The sequence below is a fragment of the Sphingomonas liriopis genome (assembly GCF_024211255.1).
In the GTDB taxonomy this organism is placed as follows: domain Bacteria; phylum Pseudomonadota; class Alphaproteobacteria; order Sphingomonadales; family Sphingomonadaceae; genus Sphingomonas; species Sphingomonas liriopis.
Map to the genome: position 1 here is coordinate 100,957 of NZ_JAMLDY010000005.1, position 19,924 is coordinate 120,880.

Genomic DNA, 19,924 nt, shown 5'->3' on the forward strand with positions numbered 1-19,924 from the left:
GTTCAGCCTCCGGTTTCGAGGGAAAAGGAGGCGTCGCGCAGGAAGGCGGCGATCCGCCCCCGCGCCTGCCGCGCCTCGCGAAAGTCATAGGCCTGGAAGACGTGCGGCATCTCGGGCCAGATCTCCACCCGGATCGGCACCCCCGCGGCGGTCGCCGTCGCCACCAGCCGGATGCCGTCGTCGCGCAGGCGCTCCGTACTGCCGGCCTGAACCAGCAACGGCGGCAGTCCATGCAGATCAGCGAACAACGGCGAGCAGTCGGGGTCGGCCGCGCTCGCACCGCCCAGATAATAGCCCGGCGCCGGCATCGGATGCCCGCCGAACATCGGATCGCGCTCGGCATTCTCGTCGATCGCCTCGCCCGAATAGGTCAGATCGGTCATCGGCGACAGCAACGCGACGGCGCGCGGCAGAGGCAGCCCCCGATCTCGCGCGCGCAGCAGCATCCCCAACGCCAGCGCCGCGCCCGCGGAATCGGCGGCCACGACGATATCGCCGGCCTCCATGCCGTCCGCCAGCAGCGCGTCATACACCGCGAGGCAATCGTCCTGCGCGGCAGGATACACGTCCTCCGGCGCCAGCCGGTACAGCGGCAGGACCACCCGCGCGATACCCGCCTCCCGCGCGATCCGCGCCGCCAACAGCATATGGCCGTGGATCGAGCGGAAGAAGAACCCGCCGCCATGGACGAACAATAGCACGGCGCCGTCACGGCATGGTGCGACCGGGGCGGTGATCGCCAGCTCCTTCGTCGCGACGCCGGCGATCTGCGTGTCCCGCGCGGTGAAGGGCAGCGAGGACCGGCGGCGCAGCCGGGCCATCCCCGCATCGACCCGGTCGAGCTTGTGGCGCGCCGCGATCAGCGCCGCGGGATCGGTGACGTCGAGCGGCGTCTTCGCCCGCATCGCCCGCAACAGCCGGTTGGTCAGGCGTGCACCGATCCCCGGACGGCCGGCGACATAGTCGATACCGGTCATGCCGCCGTACCCGCTGCATGCCAATAGGCATCCCGGATCAGCCTTTTAAAGAGCTTGCCGGTCGGTTGCCGCGGCAGTTCGGCCATGAAGTCGATCTGCCGCGGCACCTTGATCCCCGATAGCTGGCCGCGCAGCCACTGGCGGATATCCTCGGCGAAGCCGTCGTTGGCGTCCGCCCAGTCGACCGGCTGGATCACCGCGACCACCCGCTCGCCGAAATCGGGATCGGGCGCGCCGACCACCGCGGCATCGGCGATGCGCGGATGCGTGACCAGCAGGTTCTCGATCTCCTGCGGATAGACGTTCACCCCGCCCGAGATGATCATGAACCCCTGCCGGTCGGTCAGGTACAGATAGCCGTCCTCGTCCAGCCGACCGACATCGCCCAGCGTGGTCCAGCCGTGCACGTTCGCGGCTTCCGCGGTCTTGGCGGGATCGTTGTGATAGGAAAAGCGCGGCCCGCCCTCGAAATAGACCGCGCCCTCGTGCCCCGGCGGCAGGTCATGCCCCGCCTCGTCGCAGATGTGCAGCGTGCCGATCACCGCGCGCCCGACCGATCCGGGCCGGCTGAGCCACTCGGCCGAATCGATCATCGTCCAGCCATTGCCCTCCGTCCCCGAATAATATTCGAACAGGATCGGGCCCCACCAGTCGATCATCGCGTGCTTGACCGGCACCGGGCACGGCGCCGCGGCATGGATCGCCACGCGCAGCGACGACAGGTCGTGGGCGCGGCGCACATCCTCGGGCAGTTTCAGCATCCGCACGAAATGCGTCGGCACCCATTGGCTGGCGGTGACCCGATGACGGGCGATCACGCTTAACGCGCGTTCGGGATCGAAATGCCCCATCACGACGACGGTGCCGCCCAGCCGGTGGACCGTCATCGACCAGTGCAGCGGCGCCGCGTGGTAGAGCGGCGCCGGCGACAGGTATACGGTGTCCTCGGTAAAGCCGAACCGCTGCGTGGCGAGCTGGGTCAGCAGCGGCGGGGCCGCGATCGCCGGATCCTCCGGCAGCGCCCAGCGCACGCCCTTCGGCCGCCCCGTTGTCCCCGACGAATAGAGCATCAGCGCACCCGCCGATTCATCCGCCACCGGCGTGTCGGGCATCGCCGCCGATTCGGCGTTCCAGTCGCGGAACCCCGCCATGGGTCCGTCGAGCATGAACGTCGCAATTTCCGGCAGCCGCTCCGGCAGCTCGCACGCCACCGCGGCGAGATGCGGCGACGTCACCAGCAACTTCGCGCAGGAATCGGTCAGGATATACTCCGCCTCGGCGGCGGTGGCGCGCGACGACAGGCAGACGAGGTACAGCCCGCTGCGCTGCGCCGCCCAGGCGAGATCGAAGAAGCGCGGATGGTTTTCCAGGAACAGCGCCACGACATCGCCGCGCACCAGTCCCGCCGCGCGGAACAGATGCGCGCCCTGGTTGGAACGGCGGTCGAGCGTGGCGTAATCGATCGTCTCGCCCGTCGATTCCATGATGACCGCCGGTTTGGCGGGATGGGCGAGCGCGTGAATGGCAGGATGCATGACGGCAGACGTCCGAAAGAGGAAAGGCCGGGATCAGGCGACGGCACGATCGGGGGCACGATCGGGGGCACCATCGGGGGCGCGGTCGGGGCCGGTGCGATGGGCGGCACGCAGTTCGCGCTTCAGGATCTTGCCGGACGCATTGCGCGGCAGCGTGGCGACGAAATCGACCGACCGCGGCACCTTGTAGCCCGCGATCGTCGTCCGGGCATGCGCGACCAGTTCCTCGGCATTCACCGCGGCGCCGGGCTTGAGGACGACGAATGCCTTCACCGTTTCGCCCCAGCGATCGTCGGGGATGCCGATCACCGCGACCGCATCGACCGCCGGATGGGTGGCGATCGCCTGTTCCACCTCGATCGGATAGATGTTCTCGCCGCCCGAGATAATCATGTCCTTGATCCGGTCGCACAGGAACAGATAACCGTCCGCGTCGAGGTAGCCGGCATCACCGGTGCGCAGCCAGCCGTCCGCGTCGATCGTCTCGCGCGTCGCCTCCGGCATGTTCCAATAGCCGGCCATCACGCCCGGCGTCCGCACGCAGACCTCGCCCACGACGGACGGCGGCACCTCGGCACCTTGAAGATCGACGATGCGGATCGCGTTGCCCGACATGACCCGCCCGGTGGAGGCGAGCCGGTTGCCGACCGGGCGGACATGATCCTCGGGCGGCAGCGCGACGAAGCTGCCGCACGTCTCGGTCATCCCGTAATATTGCACGAAATCGCAGCCGATGAGCTTCAGGCAGCGCTTCAGCAGGACCGGCGGCATGGGGCTCGCGCCGTAGACGATCTGGCGCAGCGATCCCGGCCGCACGTCGCCCTGTTCCCAGCTGTCGACCAGCATCTGCAACGCGGTCGGCACGATCATCGCATGCGTGACGCCGTCGCCGGCGATCGCCCGCTCGATTCCGGCGATCGAGAATTCGCGCAGGACCACCGATCGCCCGCCGCCATGGAAGGCGCCCAGCGCCCAGCCCGAGCCGGAGACGTGGAAGACCGGCATGGCGACCAGCGCGGTCAGATCGGGCGTCCAGCGGCGCCACGCCTCACCGCTGGCCTCGGCGAGCTCCAGCGCGCCCAGTATCGCACCATGGGTCAGCATCACCCCCTTGGGCCTGCCCGTGGTGCCGGAGGTGTAGAGCTGGAGGAAGACATCGTCGCGGCCCACATCGACCGTCGTCCCCGCGGCGTCGCCGGGCGCGTCGCGCCAGGCGGTGAAATGCCGGTCGGGATCGTCGCCCGGTTCGATCGCGATCAGCCGCCGTATCCCGGCGACGTTGGGCACCAGCCGCGCGGCCGCCGCGAGGAAGTCACCGGTGACGAACAGCAGTTCCGCTCCGGCATCCGCCAGGATCTGTTCGTGCTCCGCCGGCGCGAGCCGCCAGTTGAGCGGCACCGTCACCAGCCCCGCCATCCCGGCGCCGACCAGCAGTTCGAAAAACAGGTCGCTGTTCTTGCCGAGAAAGGCGACACGCGCGCCGGGGCGACAGCCCTCCGCGGACAATGCGACGGCGACCCGGCGGCACCGGGCCGCGAAGTCGCCGAAGCTGGTCGTCCGCCCTTCGAAGGCGAAGGCGATCGCATCGGGCCGTTCGCGTGCGTGATGCTCCGCGACTTCGCCGAAATGGACGAACCGGTGGCTCATGCCATTCCCCTCACGCGCCGGTGAAGACCGGCGCACGCCGGTCGAGAAAGGCGCGCGCACCCTCGGCGAAATCCTGCGTGAAGCCCGCCTCGCGCTGGTCGGCACGTTCGCGGGCCAGGGCGTCGGCCAGCCCGCCCTCCAGCCCGTCGCGCACCGCGCGCCGCAGCATGGCATAGGCGCGCGTCGGGCCGGCGGCGAGGCGTGCCGCCAGCGCGCGCGCCGCCGCCGGCAGCGCGTCATCCTCCTCGACGCCGTAGATCATGCCCCAGTCGAGCGCGCGCTCCGCGGACAGCCGGTCGCCGAGCATCATCAGCGCCATCGCCCGCCCGCGGCCGATCTGGCGCGGCAGCAGCCATGTCGATCCCAGGTCGGGGACCAGCCCGACCTTCGTGAACGCCTGGATGAAACAGGCCGATCGCCCGGCGAGGATGACGTCCCCGGCGAGCGCCAGCGAAAACCCCGCCCCCGCAGCGGGGCCGTTCACCGCCACGACCAGCGGCTTGGGCATCGCGAACAGCGTCTCCAGCAGCGGATTGAAGAACCGCTCCAGACTCTCGCCGACGTCGGTCGCACCACCGCCGGCATCCCCGCGCAGATCCGCGCCGCTGCAAAAGGCGCGCCCCGCTCCGGTCAGCAGCACCGCGCGGACCGCCAGATCGGTCGACACGCGCGCGACCGCATCCTCGAGTTCGGCGGCCATATCCAGCGTCAGCGCATTCAGCGCCGCCGGCCGGTCGAGCGTCAGCTCCGCCACGCCATCGCGCACGGCGAGGCGGATATCCGTGTAATCGGCCATCGGCCTCTCCCTTGTCTCCGCTATATATACGCATAGTTAAGTACCACTGCCAATCCCTCAAACAAGGCGACGGAAGGCGAGGGCGGGGCCGGCGCTCCGCTTTGATCGACGTTATTATATGTTCGTTTAATTACCTCTTTTCTTCGAGTCGATCTTGGGGCATCAGCACCGGCGAAACCACGGCGCCGACCGGGCGCCGGCCGTGACGTCACGGCGGCAACGAGGGAGGGTCACATGCCGACAGGCACGTTCGACACACGCGGCACCATCGGGCTGATCACGATCGATTCGCCGCCGGTCAACGCGCTCGGGCTCGGCGTGCGACAGGCGATTCTCCACGGCCTCGCCGCGGCGGAGGCCGAGGCGTCGGTGGCGGCGATCGTGCTGCTCTGCGCGGGACGGACGTTCTTCGCAGGCGCCGACATCACCGAATTCGGCAAGCCGCCGATGCGGCCCGACCTGCTCGACGTGATCGCCCGGATCGAAGGCGCGACCAAGCCGGTGATCGCGGCGATCCACGGCACCGCGCTCGGCGGCGGGCTCGAGACCGCGCTGGCCTGCGACTATCGGATCGCCAGCCCGACCGCACGCGTCGGCCTGCCCGAGGTCGCGCTCGGCCTGCTCCCCGGCGCGGGCGGCACGCAGCGCCTGCCGCGGATCGTCGGCGCGGCGGCGGCGCTCGAGATCATCACCGGCGGCAAGCCGATCGCGGCACCCCGCGCACTGGCACTCGGCATCGTCGACCGGCTCAGCGCGCCGGACGACCTGACCGACGCCGCGATCGCCTTCGCGCGGGAGATCGTCGCAGACGGCGCGGTCCGCCGCCGGGTGCGCGACCGGGAGGACAAGGTCGCCGCCGATCGCGGCAATCCGGCGCTGTTCGACGATTTCCGCGCACGGAACCCGGGCCTGTTCCGCGGCGTGAGGGCGCCGACCAACATCGTCGCGGCGATCGAGGCCGCGGTCGCGCTGCCCTTCGACGAGGGCATGGCGCGCGAGGCGGCGCTGTTCGAGGAGCTGCTCCACAGCCGCGAATCCGAGGCGCAACGCTATGCCTTCTTCGCCGAGCGCGACACCGCGAAGGTCCCGGGCCTGCCCGCCGACACCCCCGTCGCGCCGATCGCCTCGGTCGGCGTGATCGGCGCCGGCACGATGGGCGGCGGCATCGCGATGAACTTCCTCAATGTCGGCCTGCCCGTGACGTTGGTCGAGACGCGGCAGGATGCGCTCGACCGCGGCGTGGCGACGATCCGTCGCAATTACGAAGCCAGCGCGCGCAAGGGCAAGCTGGACGCGGCCGAGGTCGAACGGCGCATGGCGCTGTTGACCGGAACGCTGGCGCTGTCCGACCTCGCCGGCTGCGACCTCGTCATCGAGGCGGTGTTCGAGAGCATGGACCTCAAGAAGACGATCTTCGCCGAGCTCGACGCCATCGCGAAGCGCTCGGCGATCCTCGCTTCCAACACCTCCTTCCTCGATCTCGACGCGATCGCGGCCGTTACCGAGCGGCCCGAACGGGTGGTCGGCCTGCACTTCTTCTCGCCCGCCAACGTCATGCGGCTGCTGGAGGTGGTGCGCGGCGCGCGCACCGCGCCGGACGTCGTCGCGACGGCGATGCGGCTGGCCAAGCGGATCGGCAAGCTGCCCGTCCTGTCCGGCGTGTGCGAGGGCTTCATCGCCAACCGCGCGATGGGCGTGCGCATGGCACAGGCGGATGCGCTGGCGCTGGAGGGCGCCAGCCCGCAGCAGATCGACCGGGTGCTGGTCGATTACGGCTTTCCGATGGGCGCGTTCCAGATGCTCGACCTGATCGGGCTCGACGTGATCGGCCGCGACTCGACCGAACGGACGCTGATGGGCGACCTCGTCGCGCAGGGCCGGCTGGGCCAGAAGCAGAATGGCGGCTTCTACGATTACGATGCGCAACGCCGCCCCACGCCCTCGCCGGTCGCCGACGAGGTGATCGCCGCGCTCGCCGCCGCGAAAGGCATCGTGCGCCGCAGCTTCACCGACCAGGAGTTGCGCGAACGGCTGCTATACGCCGTCGTCAACGAAGGCGCGCGCATCCTCGACGAGGGAATCGCGCTGCGCGCCTCCGACATCGATATGGCGCTGATCGCCGGCTATGGCTGGCCGGTCCATACCGGCGGACCGATGTTCTGGGCCGATACGGTGGGCCTGCCGACGATCGTCGCGACGCTGGAGGCGCTGGCGCAGCGCCACGGCGACACCTTCGTGCCCTCGCCGCTGCTGGTCCGCCTCGCGGAAAGCGGCGGCATGCTGCACCGCGCGGTCGCCGCGTCGTCAACCCCCGTTCTCGAAGGAGCCCTGCATGGCTGAAGCCTATATCGTCGACGCCGTCCGCACCGCCGGCGGCCGCCGCAACGGCGCGTTGAGCGGCGTCCATCCGACCGACCTCGCCGCCACCGTCCTCGATGCGCTCGTCGCGCGTACCGGCATCGATCCCGCGGGGATCGAGGACGTCATCATGGGCTGCGTCGGCCAGGGTGGCGAACAGAGCACGCAGGTCGGCCGCAACGCCGTCCTCGCCTCGACCCTGCCCGACAGCGTGCCGGCGGTGACGATCGATCGCCAGTGCGGATCGTCGCAACAGGCGGTGCAGTTCGCCGCCCAGGCGGTGCTGTCGGGCACACAGGACATGGTCATCGCCGCCGGCGTCGAGAGCATGAGCCGCGTGCCGATGGGATCGACGGTCGCGCTCTATGCGCAGGCCGGGCTCGGCACCGGCCCATGGAGCGAGGCGGCCAAGCGCCGCTACGGCGTCAGGTCGTTCGACCAGTTCACCGGCGCGCAGATGATCGCCGACAAATATGGCTTCACCCGCGAGCAGGCCGACGCCTTCGCGCTGTCGAGCCATCGCAAGGGCGCCGCCGCGGTCCAGGCGGGCGCATTCGATCGCGAGATCGTGGCCGTCGCGATCACCCGCCCCGACGGCTCGGCCGCACTTCATACTGCCGACGAAGGGCTGCGGCCCGACGCCTCGCTGGAGGGGCTGGGCGGGCTCAAGACCGTGATGGACGGCAGCATCATCACCGCGGGCAATGCCAGCCAGATCTGCGACGGCGCGAGCGCCGTGCTGATCGTCAACGAACGCGCGCTGAAGGCGCACGGCCTGACCCCGATCGCGCGGATCGACAATCTGACCGTCACCGCCGGCGATCCCGTGGTCATGCTGGAAGAACCGATCAACGCGACCCGCACCGCGCTGCGCCGCGCCGGCCGCGCGATCGGCGAGATCGACCTGTACGAGGTCAACGAGGCGTTCGCGCCGATCCCGCTCGCCTGGCTGCGGATGCTCGACGCCGATCCCGAGCGGCTGAACGTGCATGGCGGCGCGATCGCGCTCGGCCATCCGCTCGGCGCGTCGGGGGCGAAGCTGATGGCGACGCTGGTCCATGCGCTGGGCCGCACCGGCAAGCGGTTCGGCCTGCAGACCATGTGCGAGGGCGGCGGCATCGCCAACGTCACCATCGTCGAACGGCTGTGACCGTTCGCCCCCTGTTCGAAGGATTCTACCCGTGAAACTCGACTCCTCCATCGCCGCGGTCGTCACCGGCGGCGCCTCCGGCCTCGGTGCCGCGACCGCGCGTGCGCTGGCCGCGAAGGGCGTCCGCGTCGCGCTGTTCGACCTCAACGCCGAACTCGGCGAGCGTGTCGCCGCGGAGATCGGCGGCCTGTTCTGCGCGGTGAACGTCACCGACGACGCCTCGGTCGATGCCGGCTTCGCGAAGGCGCGCGCCGCGCACGGGCAGGAGCGCGTGCTGGTCAATTGCGCCGGGACCGGCAATGCGATCAAGACGGTCGGTCGCGACAAGGCGACCGGCGAACTGCGCCACTTCCCGCTCGCCGAATTCGAGAAGATCATCCAGATCAACCTGATCGGCACCTTCCGCTGCACCGCCAAGTCGGCGGTCGGCATGGCATCGCTCGATCCCGTCGACGACGGCGGCGAGCGCGGCGCGATCGTCAACACCGCCTCGGTCGCGGCCGAGGACGGCCAGATGGGGCAGGCCGCCTATGCCGCGTCGAAGGGCGGCGTCGTCAGCCTGACGCTGCCGCTGGCGCGCGACCTGATGGCGGAAGGCATCCGCGTCAACACGATCCTGCCCGGCATCTTCAGCACGCCGCTGCTGCTCGCCGCGCCCGACAACGTGAAGGCGGCGCTGGCGGCGTCGGTCCCCTTCCCCAAACGGCTCGGCGACCCGGCCGAATATGCCGCGCTGGCGCTGCTGATGATCGAGAACGGCTATTTCAACGGCGAGGACGTGCGGCTCGACGGCGCGATCCGCATGGCCCCACGCTGAGGAGGCGGACGATGCGCGCATTCACCGAAGACCAGATCATGTTCCGGGAAGCCTATCGCCGGTTCCTCGACACCGAGATCGCGCCGCATATGGAGGAATGGCGCGAGGCGGGAATCGTCGATCGCAAGGCGTTCAGGAAGGCGGGCGATCAGGGTTTCCTGATGATATGGCCCGACGAGGCCTATGGCGGCCTGGGCGACGACGACTTCCGCTACGAACAGATCATCATCGAGGAAACGGTGCGCGCCGGCTGTGCCAACTGGTACAACACGCTGCACAGCCGCCTCGTCGGCCCCTATCTGCAACGCTTCGGCAGCGAGGAGCTGCGCCGCCGCGTCCTGCCGGGTTGCGTCAGCGGCGAGACGATCCTCGGCATCGCGATGACCGAGGCGGGCGCCGGTTCCGACCTCGCCGGCATGCGCTCGACCGCCGAGGACAGGGGCGACCATTTCCTGCTCAACGGGTCGAAGACCTATATCTCGAACGGCATCAACGCCGATCTGGTCGTCGTCGCGGCGAAGCTGGCCGGCGCGGAACGGAAGCATGCCCTCGTCCTGCTGCTCGTCGAGCGCGGGATGGCGGGGTTCGAACGCGGCCGCAACCTCAAGAAGATGGGCATGTCGGCACAGGACACCGCCGAACTGTTCTTCGACAACGTGCAGGTCCCCAAGGCGAACGTGCTGGGCGAACCGGGCAAGGGCTTCTACCATCTGATGGAGGGGCTGGCCGAGGAACGGCTGATCGCCGCGGTCGGCGCCGCCGCCAATGCCCGCCGCGCGTTCGACGTCACCCGCGATTACGTCATGCAGCGCGTGCTGTTCGGCAAGCCGCTATCCGAACAACAGAACACGCAATTCCGCATGGCCGAGATGGATGCCGAGATCGACCTCGTCCAGACCTATGTCGATCATTGCGTCGTCGAGCACAATGCAGGCCGGCTGACCGGCAACATGGGCGCCAAGGCCAAGATGCTGGCTACCGAGGTCGAGTGGAAGATGATGGACCTCGGCGTCCAGCTGCACGGCGGCGCGGGCTATATGGACGAATATCCGATCAGCCACATGTTCACCGACGCCCGCATCAACCGCATCCTGGCCGGCAGCTCGGAGGTGATGCGGCTCATCATCGGCCGCGACATCTTCTCGCAGAATTATCGCAGCATGCTCGCCTGACGCGGCAACGGGAGACGATCGGATGCCCATGAACGATCCCATGAACGACCCCATGAGCGACGATGCCGCGATGCTGATCGGCGGCGCGGCGGTGTTCGCCGACGAACGTCTGGCGGTGGTCGATCCGGCGACGGAGGCGATCGTCGCGCATGTTCCCGATGCGTCGCCCGGGGACCTCGACGCCGCCGTCGCCGCGGCCCGTGCCGCCTTTCCGGGATGGTCGGCCACCCCGATCGCGTCGCGACGCGCGGTGCTGGAGGCGATGGCCGACCGGATGCTGGCCGATATCCACGGCCTGAAACGCCTGCTGACCCGCGAACAGGGCAAGCCGCTCGCCGAGGCGGAGGGCGAGATCGGCGCGGCGGCGCACTGGCTGAAGGGAACCGCCGCGCTCGAATTGCCCGGCGGCGTGATCGAGGACAGCGCCGACCGCCTGGTCGAGACGCAGGCCGTGCCGCTCGGCGTCGTCGGTGCGATCGCGCCCTGGAACTTCCCCATGCTGCTGGCAATGTTCAAGCTGGGGCCTGCGCTGCTCGCCGGCAATACGGTGGTGCTCAAACCGTCGCCGTTCACGCCGCTGACCCTGCTGCGCTTTGGCATGCTGGTCGCCGATCTGTTGCCCCCGGGCGTGCTCAACATCGTGACCGGCGGCGACCGCCTCGGTCCGTGGCTCACCGCGCATCCGGGCGTCGACAAGGTGAGCTTCACCGGCTCGACCGAGACGGGCCGAAAGGTGATGCGCAGCGCCGCAGCCACCCTGAAGCGGATCACGCTGGAACTGGGCGGCAACGATCCGGCGATCGTGATGCCGGATGTCGACGTGGATGCGATCGTCCCCCAGCTGTTCTGGGCAGCGTTCGGCAATGCCGGACAGGTGTGCATCGCGATCAAGCGATTGTACGTCCATGCCGCCATCTACGATCGCCTGCGCGATGCGCTGGTCGCCTATGCCGCGACGGTGCGGATCGGCGACGGTGCCACGGAGGGGACGCAGATCGGCCCGGTTGCCAATGCCGATCAGCGCGCGCGGCTGCGCGACCTGATCGCGGACTGCAAGGCGCAAGGATATCGGGTCATCGGCGACGATCCCGGCGAGGGGCCGGGCTTTTTCGTGCCGGTCACGATCGTCGACAACCCGCCGGACGACAGCCGCATCGTGCAGGAGGAACAGTTCGGCCCTGTCCTCCCGCTGCTCCGCTTCGACACCAGCGACGAAGCCGTCGCGCGCGCCAACGTCGGCGATTATGCGCTCGGCGCATCGATATGGAGTGCGGATGACGGACAGGCGCGCACCATCGCCGCGCGTCTGACGAGCGGTACGGTCTGGATCAACGAAGTGCAGCATCTCTCTCCACGCATACCGTTCGGCGGACAGCGCCAATCGGGCATAGGCCTCGAAAACGGTCCAGAGGGACTGAGGGAGTATTGCGGCCTCCGCACGATCATCACCCGCAAGCATGGCTGACGATGAAACACGGCCGTGGGGCGATCGTCCCACAGCCGCACGGGAGCGCATCGTGATGGGGGAAGCCTGCGGAATCGGATAGAGCTGCCCGTCTGCCGCTTCGCACCTCCTGCCGACCGACGATCGAGGGTCCCCCGGGGCGGTGTCGCGCAACCCCACCCTGCAGCATGGGCGGACGTCAGTTCGCCTGTGGCCGCGATGCGGTCGCACGTGGTCGTCGTCGCCGCGCCAGCGCCGGGAATATCCCGAGGCGCCTGGTGTCAAACCTGGAACGCGGCTCCCCTCCCTTGATGGAAGGGAAGGGAAGGATTTACCTCAATCGCCCAACCAGTCGGTTATGACCTCGCCGCTATGTCCCTCGGGCGCCAGCACGGTGCGCAGCGCTTCCAGCAGAGGCGGCAGCGCCTGCGTGAAGGCATAGGGCGGGTTGACGATATACAGGCCCGCGCCATTATAGATGCCGGGCTGATCGCCATCGTACAACCAATGCTCGATCGTCAGAAATTTCGGGATGCCGAGCTTGCGCAGCTGCTCCTTCCATCGGCCATGCGTGGCGCGGTCTTTCAGCGGATACCAGATCACCGTCACGCCATGCGCCCATTTGCGGTGAGCCGCGGCAAGGGTAGCCGTGATCCGTGCGCGCTCGTCCGTCTGCTCGTACGGCGGGTCGACCACCACCATGCCGCGCGGCATTCGGGGCGGCACCATCGCCAGCCAAAGCTCGTAGGCGTCGCGCTCATGCACCGCGGCGGATGTGCCGCGCATCACGCCGCGCAGGGTATAGGCGTCCTCGGGATGCTTTTCGTTGAGGATCAGGACATCCTGCGGGCGCAGAAGCTGCGCCAGAACCCGCGGCGAGCCGGGGTAGAGGTGCGGCTCGGCCCCGATATTCACCGCCCGAACGGCCGCGCGGTAGTCGTCCAGCAAGGGATTCGGGTCGGCAAGCGCCCGCAGCACGCCCTGCGTGGACTCGCCGGTACGTCGGGCCTCGTCGCCGCCTAGGTCGTAGAGCCCGCAGCCGGCATGGGTGTCGATCAGGGTCAGCGCGCCCGGTTTTTGCTGCAACGCCCGGACGAGGGCGATCAGCAGGCTGTGCTTCACGACATCGGCACTATTGCCGGCATGGAAGGAATGACGATAATTCATGGCGACTCAAGATCCTGACGATCTGCCTTCATGGCGGCTATTGCGCGCGAAACGGTGGCGGCAACCCATCAGCGCTGCTTCTTCGTGATCGTTGCGGTGAAGTCGGGATCCTTCTTCGCCACCCAATCCACGAATTTGCGCACGTTCGGATGATCGAGCAGGCCGGCGACATTCATGCCGTGCCGCTGCAATTCCGAATTGGTGAAATTGGCGATCAGGGTCTGCTGGCAGATCGGATGCATCGGCACGACATCGCGGCCACCGCGGCTCTTGGGCACGGGATGGTGCCAGACGATGGCCTTGCCGGTCGGTCGCCCGCACAGCCAGCAGGGCACCGGCGCGGCCGGGGCATCGTCGTCCTGCGGAAGATGATCGTAGGGATCCTGTCTCGAACGTCTGCCCATAGCGCGATCTACCTGCCTTGATTGCGCTCGCCTGTAGCGAAGCGATCCGCTGCATCATATGGAAAGATATGGAAAGCTGTCAGCGGTGTCGGCACCTCGTTCTGCCCTGACGGCCATACGCGTCCCGCACCTCAATTGCCTTCGGCATCGACCGTGATGACCATCGGCTTGCCGCGCGACAACGGCTCCCAACCCGCCGACAAAGCGGCACGCACGCACCGTGAAATCGTCGCGTCATCCAGCTGGAGGCGACCGCGCGGCATCCCCTTCAACAGTCGCTTGGGCGGCGGGAATTCCAGCAGTGCGGCGCGTTTGGCATCTTGCTGGAGGAGCGAGATGGTCATGCCCTTCCAGCCCTCGTCATCCGACAGATGCGGCTCGCGCTGGAGATGCCAGTCATAGGTGACGCCATCGACATCGACGGTGCCGGCCGTGCTTCGGGATTTTGCCATAGGACGGGCTTTAGCACGGCATCGCCGCCGAGGCACAGGTCAGGGTACCACCCGATGGGCAGCCGACCTCGGCCGCCTTCCCGGACAGGCGGCGTCGCAGCGCCTGGACGACGATCGAAATGGCGCCGGCCGCAAGCCTTGCCTATAGCGGCCGCCATGCCATTCTTGTCGCACGCTTCGTCCCGCCTCATCCTCGCCGCGCTCCTGCCGTTGCTCGCCGCCCCGGTGCCGGCGAGCGCGGCGGCAACCCGCCGGCAAAAACCGCGCGTCGCAGCGCCCGCGCCCATCAGGACGGACAATGCCATCATCGCCTTGCCGCTGACCCCCGTGGTGCCGGCCGGGCAACGCCGGTGTGCGACGACGGCACCGACCGGGCTGGGATCGACGATCCTGCGGCCGGGCACCGGCGCCAAGCCGGGCGCAGGCGATGTCGTGCTGGTCAACTATATCGGCTATCTCGCGTCGACGGGCGCGGTGTTCGATCAGGGCATGCGTTCGCCCCTGCCCGTCAACGGCGTCATTCCGGGGTTCTCGCAAGGGTTGCAGACGATGGCCCGATCCGGCGTCACGCGCTTCTGCATTCCCGCCGCCCTGGGCTATGGCGCGCAGGCGTCGGGGCCGATCCCCGCCAACGCCGATCTCGTGTTCCAGGTCGAACTGCTGGACTTCAAGACGGCGGCCGAGGTGGAGAGCATGAACCGCACGCCAGCCGCCGAACCCGCGGCGCAAGGAAAGGCATCGCCGCAGCCATGACCGCGGCGATGCCGGACGAACGATACGAGACGTCCGGTCGTACCGCCAACGCGATGCGGTGCCACGCCGGACGACACCGACCGCCTGTCCTCCCGTTCGCCTGAGGCGCCTGCCCATGCCTATGCCGGTCGAGATCCACGACCCGGACGATCCCAGGATCGAGGGAGCTGTCAGGTCAAGGCAAACGCGTCTCGGGTCGAAGCACGTCGGTGGTGATGGCATCGGCACCACCCCCGGATCACTTCCGGCGACGAATGGAAATGGCGGAAACGGGTTGGCTGGCCTGCGCGCACGGGGCATGTCCTGCCCTACCTCGTTTGGCCCATCGGCACAGCGGGTGCAGCTGATCTGACGGAGCCCTCGAGTTTCCACCGATCGTTCATCCCCCTACCCACCAGTCATCGGTTACGGATCCGATCGCCTCGCCCAGGCGAGCCAGATTGCCGCGGTCCAGGAAAAGGTGTCGCCGCCGGTTGGCGCGCCGCCGGTAGGATCGAACGCCTCGTAGAATCCCGATCGCGCGATCAGCCCGTTGGTGTCGGCGCGTATCCGCTCGCCCGCAGCGACATGGCCCGCTTCCTTCAGTCCGCGGCCGATCATGTAGTTGACGACCGCCCACACCGGCCCCCGCCAATAGCGCAGCATCTGGAAGCCGGGATCGTCCGGATCGAGGCTCGGCATCAGATAGCCAACACGCATGCCGATCCGGTCGAGATGCGCGAGCATCGCCTCATCGCGCGGACCATCGCCTGCCCCCGCCCAGAACGACAGGAAGGATGCGCTGGTGACGAAGCCCGACGAGCGCCCGGTGATCGTGTCGCGCGAACACCAGCTTCGTGCCGCATCGTCCCACAGCCAGCCGATGCCTTGCTCGGCGCGGGCGATATGGCCTGCAATCTCGTCCGCCGCCGCGTCGTCGCTGAGCACCTGCGCCAGCGCCAGCAGATCGCGGTTGGCGCGCAGGAAGATCATCGACATGCCCACATCGGCGACGCGGAACGGATTCTCCGCGGCGATCCGGGCATGATCCCACCCGGTGCTGCGCCCGAAATCGACCAGCGCGACGTAACGGTCGTATTCCGCGCCGGTCGGTCGCATCGCCGCATCGAGATGGCCGAGGTCGCGCCGGACGTACGGTGCGACGCCGGCGGTATCGATGGCAGCGCCCGGCACATCCCATTCGGGCGAATTGTCGCGCCCGGTTTCCCATGGATGCATCGCGACGACGACGCCACGGCCTTCGAAATCGCGATATCGCCAGAACCAGCGGTGCCACGCCAGCAGCTTGGGGAACAGCGCCGCCAGTCGCGGGCGAACGCCGGGATCGCCATCCCACAGGGTGCGCACGATGCTGGCTGCGACGGGTGGCTGGGTGATGCCCGAGGTGCGCACCCCCTCCCCCGCCTGCCAGCGGTCGGGCCCCGGAAAATAGCCGGCGTCGTCCTGCCAGAAGACGATGTGCGGCACGAAGCCGTCGGCCCATTGCGCGGCGAATAGCGTCTCGATCTCCTGCCATGCCCGATTCCCATCGAAGGTGGCGAAGCCGAGCGCGACGAACGCCGAATCCCAGTTCCACTGAAACGGATAGACGCGCCCGTTGGGCACCGAATAGCCGCCGCGGTCGTTGCCGCGCAGGATCGCGCGCGCCTCCTCGTCTCGCGACCGCATCAGAAGTCGTAGCTCAGCCGTATCGACAACCGGCGCGGCAGGATCGGGCGGCCGACGAAATAGGTGCCGACGGTCTGCGATACCTGGCGCGGCGATCCTTCCGAAATGCCCTGGCTGTCGAACAGATTGTAGACGTCGACCCCGAGCCGAACCGACTGGCGATCCGCGAGCGGCAGCTTGTAGCCCGCGATCAGCCGCACGGTATTGAAGCCGTTCAGCCGGATTGCGTTGGAATTGTCGGTATAGTTCGGCCCGGTATAGGTTGTCGCCACCGACGCATCGAAGGCGTCGTCGTCGTAATACAGCCCGGCATTGTAGAGCACGTTGGGCTGGCGCGGTTCCTTGTTGCCGACGAACTGCGGCGTGATGTCCAATGCCGTGAATTCGTCGTGGACCAGGCTGACGTTGCCGTCGAAGCGCAGATGGTCGAGCAGACGGACGCCGAGCACCGCCTCCAGCCCATAGGCCTTGGTCGAGACGATCGTCACCTGTTCGGTCACGCCGCCGCCGGGCGCATTGACCAGCAGCACCGTCCGCCGGTTCTTGAGGTCGTTGTAGAAGCCCGACAGCGATGCGGTCACGCGGCCCGCTCCGAACTTCAGTCCGGCCTCGGCCTGGCGAATGATCTCGGGCTGGTAGGATTGCGTCTGCCCCGCCGCGTTGACCGCCACCGAATTGAGCGCAGGGAAGAAAAAGCCGCGATTGGCGTTGGCGTAGAGGTTGAGGCTCGGCGTCAGCTTGTAGAGCACGCCGGCGGACAGCGCCCAGCTACTCGCACTCACCTTGCCGCGCACCACCGTACCGGTTTCCCACACGACGTTGCGCAGCGCCGTCGACAGATTGGGCGTGGTCGCATCGGTGATCGTCGTCGCGGTCGCGGCGCGCGCGATGTCGCCGTCCGACCATTCGACGCGGCCGCCGAAGTCGAACACCAGCCGCCCGCCCTCGATCTGGTCGGCAAGGTAGACCGCGTAATGCGTCTGTTTCGCGGTGTTGTCGGTGTAGCCGACACCGGCATCGAGCAGCCCGCCGTTCGACACGATCGTCGGTACGCCCGCCGCGTTGCGCACGGTGAGGTTGATGAGCCGCGGCCGGTTGTTGAACGCGCCGAGATAGGCGGTGGTGACGGTCTGGTCACGCGCCCAGGCATCGGCAAAATAGCCGCCCAGCGTCAGGTTGTGGCGGACATCGCCATCGGTCAGCTGCCTGGTCAGGTTCAACTCGGCGGTGGTGTCGTGATTGGGCCGGTTGCGGTCCTGGAAGCGGTTGGCGAACAGGATCGCGGACCCCGGCACCGCCGACCCGTCGTCGGCATAGGTGAAGCTGGCGTTGCTCGGCAGTCCGCGCAATGCCAGGAACCCGGCCTGCGTCTGCGGCACGTTGGCGAGCCCGTCGCCGTCGAGGAAGAAGCCGAAACGATGGGCGTAGCGCGAATATTTCGCCTTGCCGTTCAGCCCCCAGCCGTCGCCGAAATCCTTGGTGAAGGCGAGCGCCACCTGACCGCCCGCGGTATAGACGCCATCGGCGATCCGCGTCTGGAACCGACCGCCGCCGGGCGTCGCGAAGCCCAGTCCCGACACCGCATCGGTCAGCAGCGAATTGACCAGTTTCCCGTCATTGCCGGGGATGCGCTCGCGCGTTGCGCCGTCGAGCGGAAACGGCAGATAGAATTGCACGCGGTCGTGGATATACTGGCCCGACAGCGTCACCGATCCCGATCCGTCGGAGAAATCCTTGCGGATATTGCCGCGCAGCTGCCCACCCTTGGTCGGCAGACCGGTGCGGATCGGGCCATCGTCGTGGCGGAAATACCCCGAGAAAGCGTAATAGAGCCCTGCGGCGTCCAGCGGCCCGCTTGCCGCCACATCGCCGCGGAACCGCCCACGCTCGGCCCATTCGGCCTGGACAGTGCCCTGCGGCGTATCGGTCCCCGTCTTCGAAATGTAGTTGATGAGCCCCGCGACCGAACCCGAACCGAACAGGTTGGACACGCCGCCGCGGACGAACTCGAGCCGTTCGATGCCCGGATCGTTGCGATAATAGACGTCATAGGCCGACGAGTTGAGCCCGAACGAGCTCAACACTGGAATACCGTCATATTGCAGCGGTGTCAGCTGGTAGGTGCCGCCGAGCGGCAATCCCTTGATGAAGACGTTGACCGCGACTTCGCCGCCGCCGCCCTCCGCCTTGATCGACGGGACGGTATTGAGGATGTCGGCCTGGCTCGACGCGGCGGTGCGCTGCAGCTGGGTGGCATCGATCGTCGACACCGACAGCGGCGTGTCGCGCGCGCGGCGCGCGGCGCTGGTGCCGGTCACGACGATGTCGCCGTCCTGCGGCTGATCGGCCCCGGCGGGCGCCTGGGGAGCCGGTGCGGTCTGCGCCTGGGCGACGCCGGCTCCGGCGCCTCCCGATGCGACGGCCATCGCCCCCGCCAGCCACAGCGCCCGCATCGATACGTTCGACCTTGAATAGCTCATCGATCCTCCCCCTGTGCGTGCTCCGCCTTGCCGGTCGGTCGCGTGTCGAGGGATAGGTGCGGCGATCGCCGGGGAAACAGAAGGCGCGAAAGGCAGAACAGTCCGTTGCGGTTACAGCAACAATGCCGCAGACTGCCGGTAAAGAGAGGACACGCCATCATGCTCGATTTCGGGGACCTCACGGTCTTCGCCAAGGTCGTGGAGACCGAGAGCTTCACCCGCGCCGGCCACCAGCTCGGCATGCCCAAGTCGAGCGTCAGCCGGCGCATCACGCGGCTCGAACAGCATCTCGACACACAGCTGCTCCGCCGCAACACGCGGGCGGTGACGGTGACCGAGGACGGCGCGCTGTTCTTCCAATATTGCCTGCGCTCGATCGGCGTCCTCAAGGACGGCGAACGCGCGTTGCAGAGCCAGCAGCGCTATCCGCAGGGGATCATCCGCACCGTCCTGCCGCACGGCCTCAGCCAGAGCCTGCTCGGCCCGATGCTCGCCGATTTCCTGGCGCTCTACCCAGAGGTGCGATTGCTGACCCAGGTCAGCGACGACGGGATCGCGATGCTGCGTAGCGGATTCGACGTTGCGATCGTGGTCGGCCCGCTGGCCAGTTCCGATCTCGTCGCGACCCGGCTGGGCGGCGCCGAATGCGGGCTGTTCTGTTCGCACGATCTCGCCGAGCGGATGGGGATGCCGCAGACGCCTGTCGAATTGCCGCGCTTCGACCTGCTCGGCCTCGACGCGGTCGATCGCCGTCACCGCTGGACGCTGCAACGCGGGGCCGAGGAGGCGAGCGTCGAATTCGCCGCCCGCTTCGCGACCAACGATCTCGCCATGCTGCGCCAGGCGACGCTCGCCGGGCTGGGCATCGCCAGCCTTCCCGCCTTCCTGTGCAAGCGGGACCTGGCGGAGGGCCGGCTGACCGAGGTGATGCCGGGATGGAACAGCGGCGGCATCGACTATTTCGCGGTGTTCAGCGATCCCAAGACGGTGCCGGTGCGCGTGCGCACGCTCATCGATTTCCTCGTCGAGCGCCTGCGTCGCGGCCTGTCCTGGGAACCCGCCGGACTGTAAGTTGTCGAAACCGGAACAGGGCGTTGCGCAGAC

16 protein-coding genes are annotated in these 19,924 nt (G+C 68.3%); 7 read left to right on the top strand and 9 right to left on the bottom strand.

The features are described 5' to 3' along the window. Nucleotides 1-2: 2 nt before the first annotated feature. From M9979_RS05290 to M9979_RS05305, 4 genes are read right to left on the bottom strand one after another with little or no spacing between them, the layout of a single operon-like run. On the bottom strand, nucleotides 3-977 hold the full coding sequence (locus M9979_RS05290) for an alpha/beta hydrolase fold domain-containing protein (protein WP_254288298.1): 975 nt from the start codon (nucleotides 975-977) through the stop codon (nucleotides 3-5). Continuing rightward, on the bottom strand, nucleotides 974-2,512 hold the full coding sequence (locus M9979_RS05295; RefSeq protein WP_254288299.1) for an acyl-CoA synthetase: 1,539 nt from the start codon (nucleotides 2,510-2,512) through the stop codon (nucleotides 974-976). Before M9979_RS05295 ends, M9979_RS05290 begins: the two co-directional genes overlap by 4 nt. 33 nt (nucleotides 2,513-2,545) lie before the next feature. Then, a complete protein-coding gene (locus M9979_RS05300) occupies nucleotides 2,546-4,159 on the bottom strand; it encodes a long-chain-fatty-acid--CoA ligase (protein ID WP_254288300.1) in 1,614 nt (537 codons plus the stop codon). Between the two features lie 10 nt (nucleotides 4,160-4,169). Continuing rightward, a complete protein-coding gene (locus M9979_RS05305; RefSeq protein WP_254288301.1) occupies nucleotides 4,170-4,955 on the bottom strand; it encodes an enoyl-CoA hydratase-related protein in 786 nt (261 codons plus the stop codon). Between the two features lie 234 nt (nucleotides 4,956-5,189). Here M9979_RS05305 and M9979_RS05310 point away from each other — a divergent pair, with 234 nt between their 5' ends. The 5 genes from M9979_RS05310 to M9979_RS05330 are packed head-to-tail and all read left to right on the top strand — an operon-like array spanning nucleotide 5,190 to nucleotide 11,917. Then, nucleotides 5,190-7,295 (top strand): 3-hydroxyacyl-CoA dehydrogenase NAD-binding domain-containing protein, encoded by a 2,106-nt coding sequence (locus M9979_RS05310; RefSeq protein WP_254288302.1) that lies wholly within the window; start codon nucleotides 5,190-5,192, stop codon nucleotides 7,293-7,295. Beyond that, a complete protein-coding gene (locus M9979_RS05315; protein WP_254288303.1) occupies nucleotides 7,288-8,463 on the top strand; it encodes an acetyl-CoA C-acetyltransferase in 1,176 nt (391 codons plus the stop codon). Before M9979_RS05310 ends, M9979_RS05315 begins: the two co-directional genes overlap by 8 nt. Nucleotides 8,464-8,494: 31 nt before the next feature. Then, nucleotides 8,495-9,280, top strand: a complete 786-nt coding sequence (locus M9979_RS05320; protein WP_254288304.1) for an SDR family NAD(P)-dependent oxidoreductase — start codon at nucleotides 8,495-8,497, stop codon at nucleotides 9,278-9,280. A gap of 11 nt (nucleotides 9,281-9,291) precedes the next feature. After that, the gene (locus M9979_RS05325; RefSeq protein WP_254288305.1) at nucleotides 9,292-10,452 is read left to right on the top strand and encodes an acyl-CoA dehydrogenase family protein; all 1,161 of its coding nucleotides are present in this window, start codon (nucleotides 9,292-9,294) and stop codon (nucleotides 10,450-10,452) included. 40 nt (nucleotides 10,453-10,492) lie between these two features. Next, on the top strand, nucleotides 10,493-11,917 hold the full coding sequence (locus M9979_RS05330) for an aldehyde dehydrogenase family protein (RefSeq protein WP_254288306.1): 1,425 nt from the start codon (nucleotides 10,493-10,495) through the stop codon (nucleotides 11,915-11,917). Between the two features lie 315 nt (nucleotides 11,918-12,232). On the opposite strand, the gene M9979_RS05335 is transcribed toward M9979_RS05330, so the two are convergent. The 3 genes from M9979_RS05335 to M9979_RS05345 form a co-directional block, all read right to left on the bottom strand. Next, the gene (locus M9979_RS05335; protein ID WP_254288307.1) at nucleotides 12,233-13,063 is read right to left on the bottom strand and encodes a 23S rRNA (adenine(2030)-N(6))-methyltransferase RlmJ; all 831 of its coding nucleotides are present in this window, start codon (nucleotides 13,061-13,063) and stop codon (nucleotides 12,233-12,235) included. Nucleotides 13,064-13,131: 68 nt separating this feature from the next. Further along, nucleotides 13,132-13,467, bottom strand: a complete 336-nt coding sequence (locus tag M9979_RS05340; RefSeq protein ID WP_254288308.1) for a hypothetical protein — start codon at nucleotides 13,465-13,467, stop codon at nucleotides 13,132-13,134. 131 nt (nucleotides 13,468-13,598) lie between these two features. After that, nucleotides 13,599-13,919, bottom strand: coding sequence for a hypothetical protein (locus M9979_RS05345; RefSeq protein WP_254288309.1), 321 nt, complete (start codon nucleotides 13,917-13,919; stop codon nucleotides 13,599-13,601). A gap of 156 nt (nucleotides 13,920-14,075) precedes the next feature. On the opposite strand from M9979_RS05345, the gene M9979_RS05350 reads away from it, so the two are divergent. After that, nucleotides 14,076-14,672, top strand: coding sequence for an FKBP-type peptidyl-prolyl cis-trans isomerase (locus M9979_RS05350; protein ID WP_254288310.1), 597 nt, complete (start codon nucleotides 14,076-14,078; stop codon nucleotides 14,670-14,672). 405 nt (nucleotides 14,673-15,077) lie between these two features. On the opposite strand, the gene M9979_RS05355 is transcribed toward M9979_RS05350, so the two are convergent. Then, complete coding sequence (locus M9979_RS05355) at nucleotides 15,078-16,340, bottom strand: MGH1-like glycoside hydrolase domain-containing protein (protein WP_254288311.1); 1,263 nt, start codon at nucleotides 16,338-16,340, stop codon at nucleotides 15,078-15,080. After that, a complete protein-coding gene (locus M9979_RS05360; RefSeq protein WP_254288312.1) occupies nucleotides 16,340-18,820 on the bottom strand; it encodes a TonB-dependent receptor in 2,481 nt (826 codons plus the stop codon). The genes M9979_RS05355 and M9979_RS05360 overlap by 1 nt, the downstream gene beginning before the upstream one ends. Before the next feature lie 159 nt (nucleotides 18,821-18,979). Between M9979_RS05360 and M9979_RS05365 the strand changes: the two genes are divergently transcribed. Continuing rightward, a complete protein-coding gene (locus M9979_RS05365; RefSeq protein WP_254288313.1) occupies nucleotides 18,980-19,891 on the top strand; it encodes a LysR substrate-binding domain-containing protein in 912 nt (303 codons plus the stop codon). Nucleotides 19,892-19,924 lie beyond the last annotated feature (33 nt).

Coding starts and splice junctions, on each gene's coding strand:
- M9979_RS05305 (WP_254288301.1), bottom strand. CDS start 4,955: ATGGCCGATTACACGGATATCCGCCTCGCCGTGCGCGATGGCGTGGCG.
- M9979_RS05345 (WP_254288309.1), bottom strand. CDS start 13,919: ATGGCAAAATCCCGAAGCACGGCCGGCACCGTCGATGTCGATGGCGTC.
- M9979_RS05340 (WP_254288308.1), bottom strand. CDS start 13,467: ATGGGCAGACGTTCGAGACAGGATCCCTACGATCATCTTCCGCAGGAC.
- M9979_RS05355 (WP_254288311.1), bottom strand. CDS start 16,340: ATGCGGTCGCGAGACGAGGAGGCGCGCGCGATCCTGCGCGGCAACGAC.
- M9979_RS05315 (WP_254288303.1), top strand. CDS start 7,288: ATGGCTGAAGCCTATATCGTCGACGCCGTCCGCACCGCCGGCGGCCGC.
- M9979_RS05365 (WP_254288313.1), top strand. CDS start 18,980: ATGCTCGATTTCGGGGACCTCACGGTCTTCGCCAAGGTCGTGGAGACC.
- M9979_RS05295 (WP_254288299.1), bottom strand. CDS start 2,512: ATGCATCCTGCCATTCACGCGCTCGCCCATCCCGCCAAACCGGCGGTC.
- M9979_RS05335 (WP_254288307.1), bottom strand. CDS start 13,063: ATGAATTATCGTCATTCCTTCCATGCCGGCAATAGTGCCGATGTCGTG.
- M9979_RS05350 (WP_254288310.1), top strand. CDS start 14,076: ATGCCATTCTTGTCGCACGCTTCGTCCCGCCTCATCCTCGCCGCGCTC.
- M9979_RS05300 (WP_254288300.1), bottom strand. CDS start 4,159: ATGAGCCACCGGTTCGTCCATTTCGGCGAAGTCGCGGAGCATCACGCA.
- M9979_RS05310 (WP_254288302.1), top strand. CDS start 5,190: ATGCCGACAGGCACGTTCGACACACGCGGCACCATCGGGCTGATCACG.
- M9979_RS05360 (WP_254288312.1), bottom strand. CDS start 18,820: ATGAGCTATTCAAGGTCGAACGTATCGATGCGGGCGCTGTGGCTGGCG.
- M9979_RS05330 (WP_254288306.1), top strand. CDS start 10,493: ATGAACGACCCCATGAGCGACGATGCCGCGATGCTGATCGGCGGCGCG.
- M9979_RS05290 (WP_254288298.1), bottom strand. CDS start 977: ATGACCGGTATCGACTATGTCGCCGGCCGTCCGGGGATCGGTGCACGC.
- M9979_RS05325 (WP_254288305.1), top strand. CDS start 9,292: ATGCGCGCATTCACCGAAGACCAGATCATGTTCCGGGAAGCCTATCGC.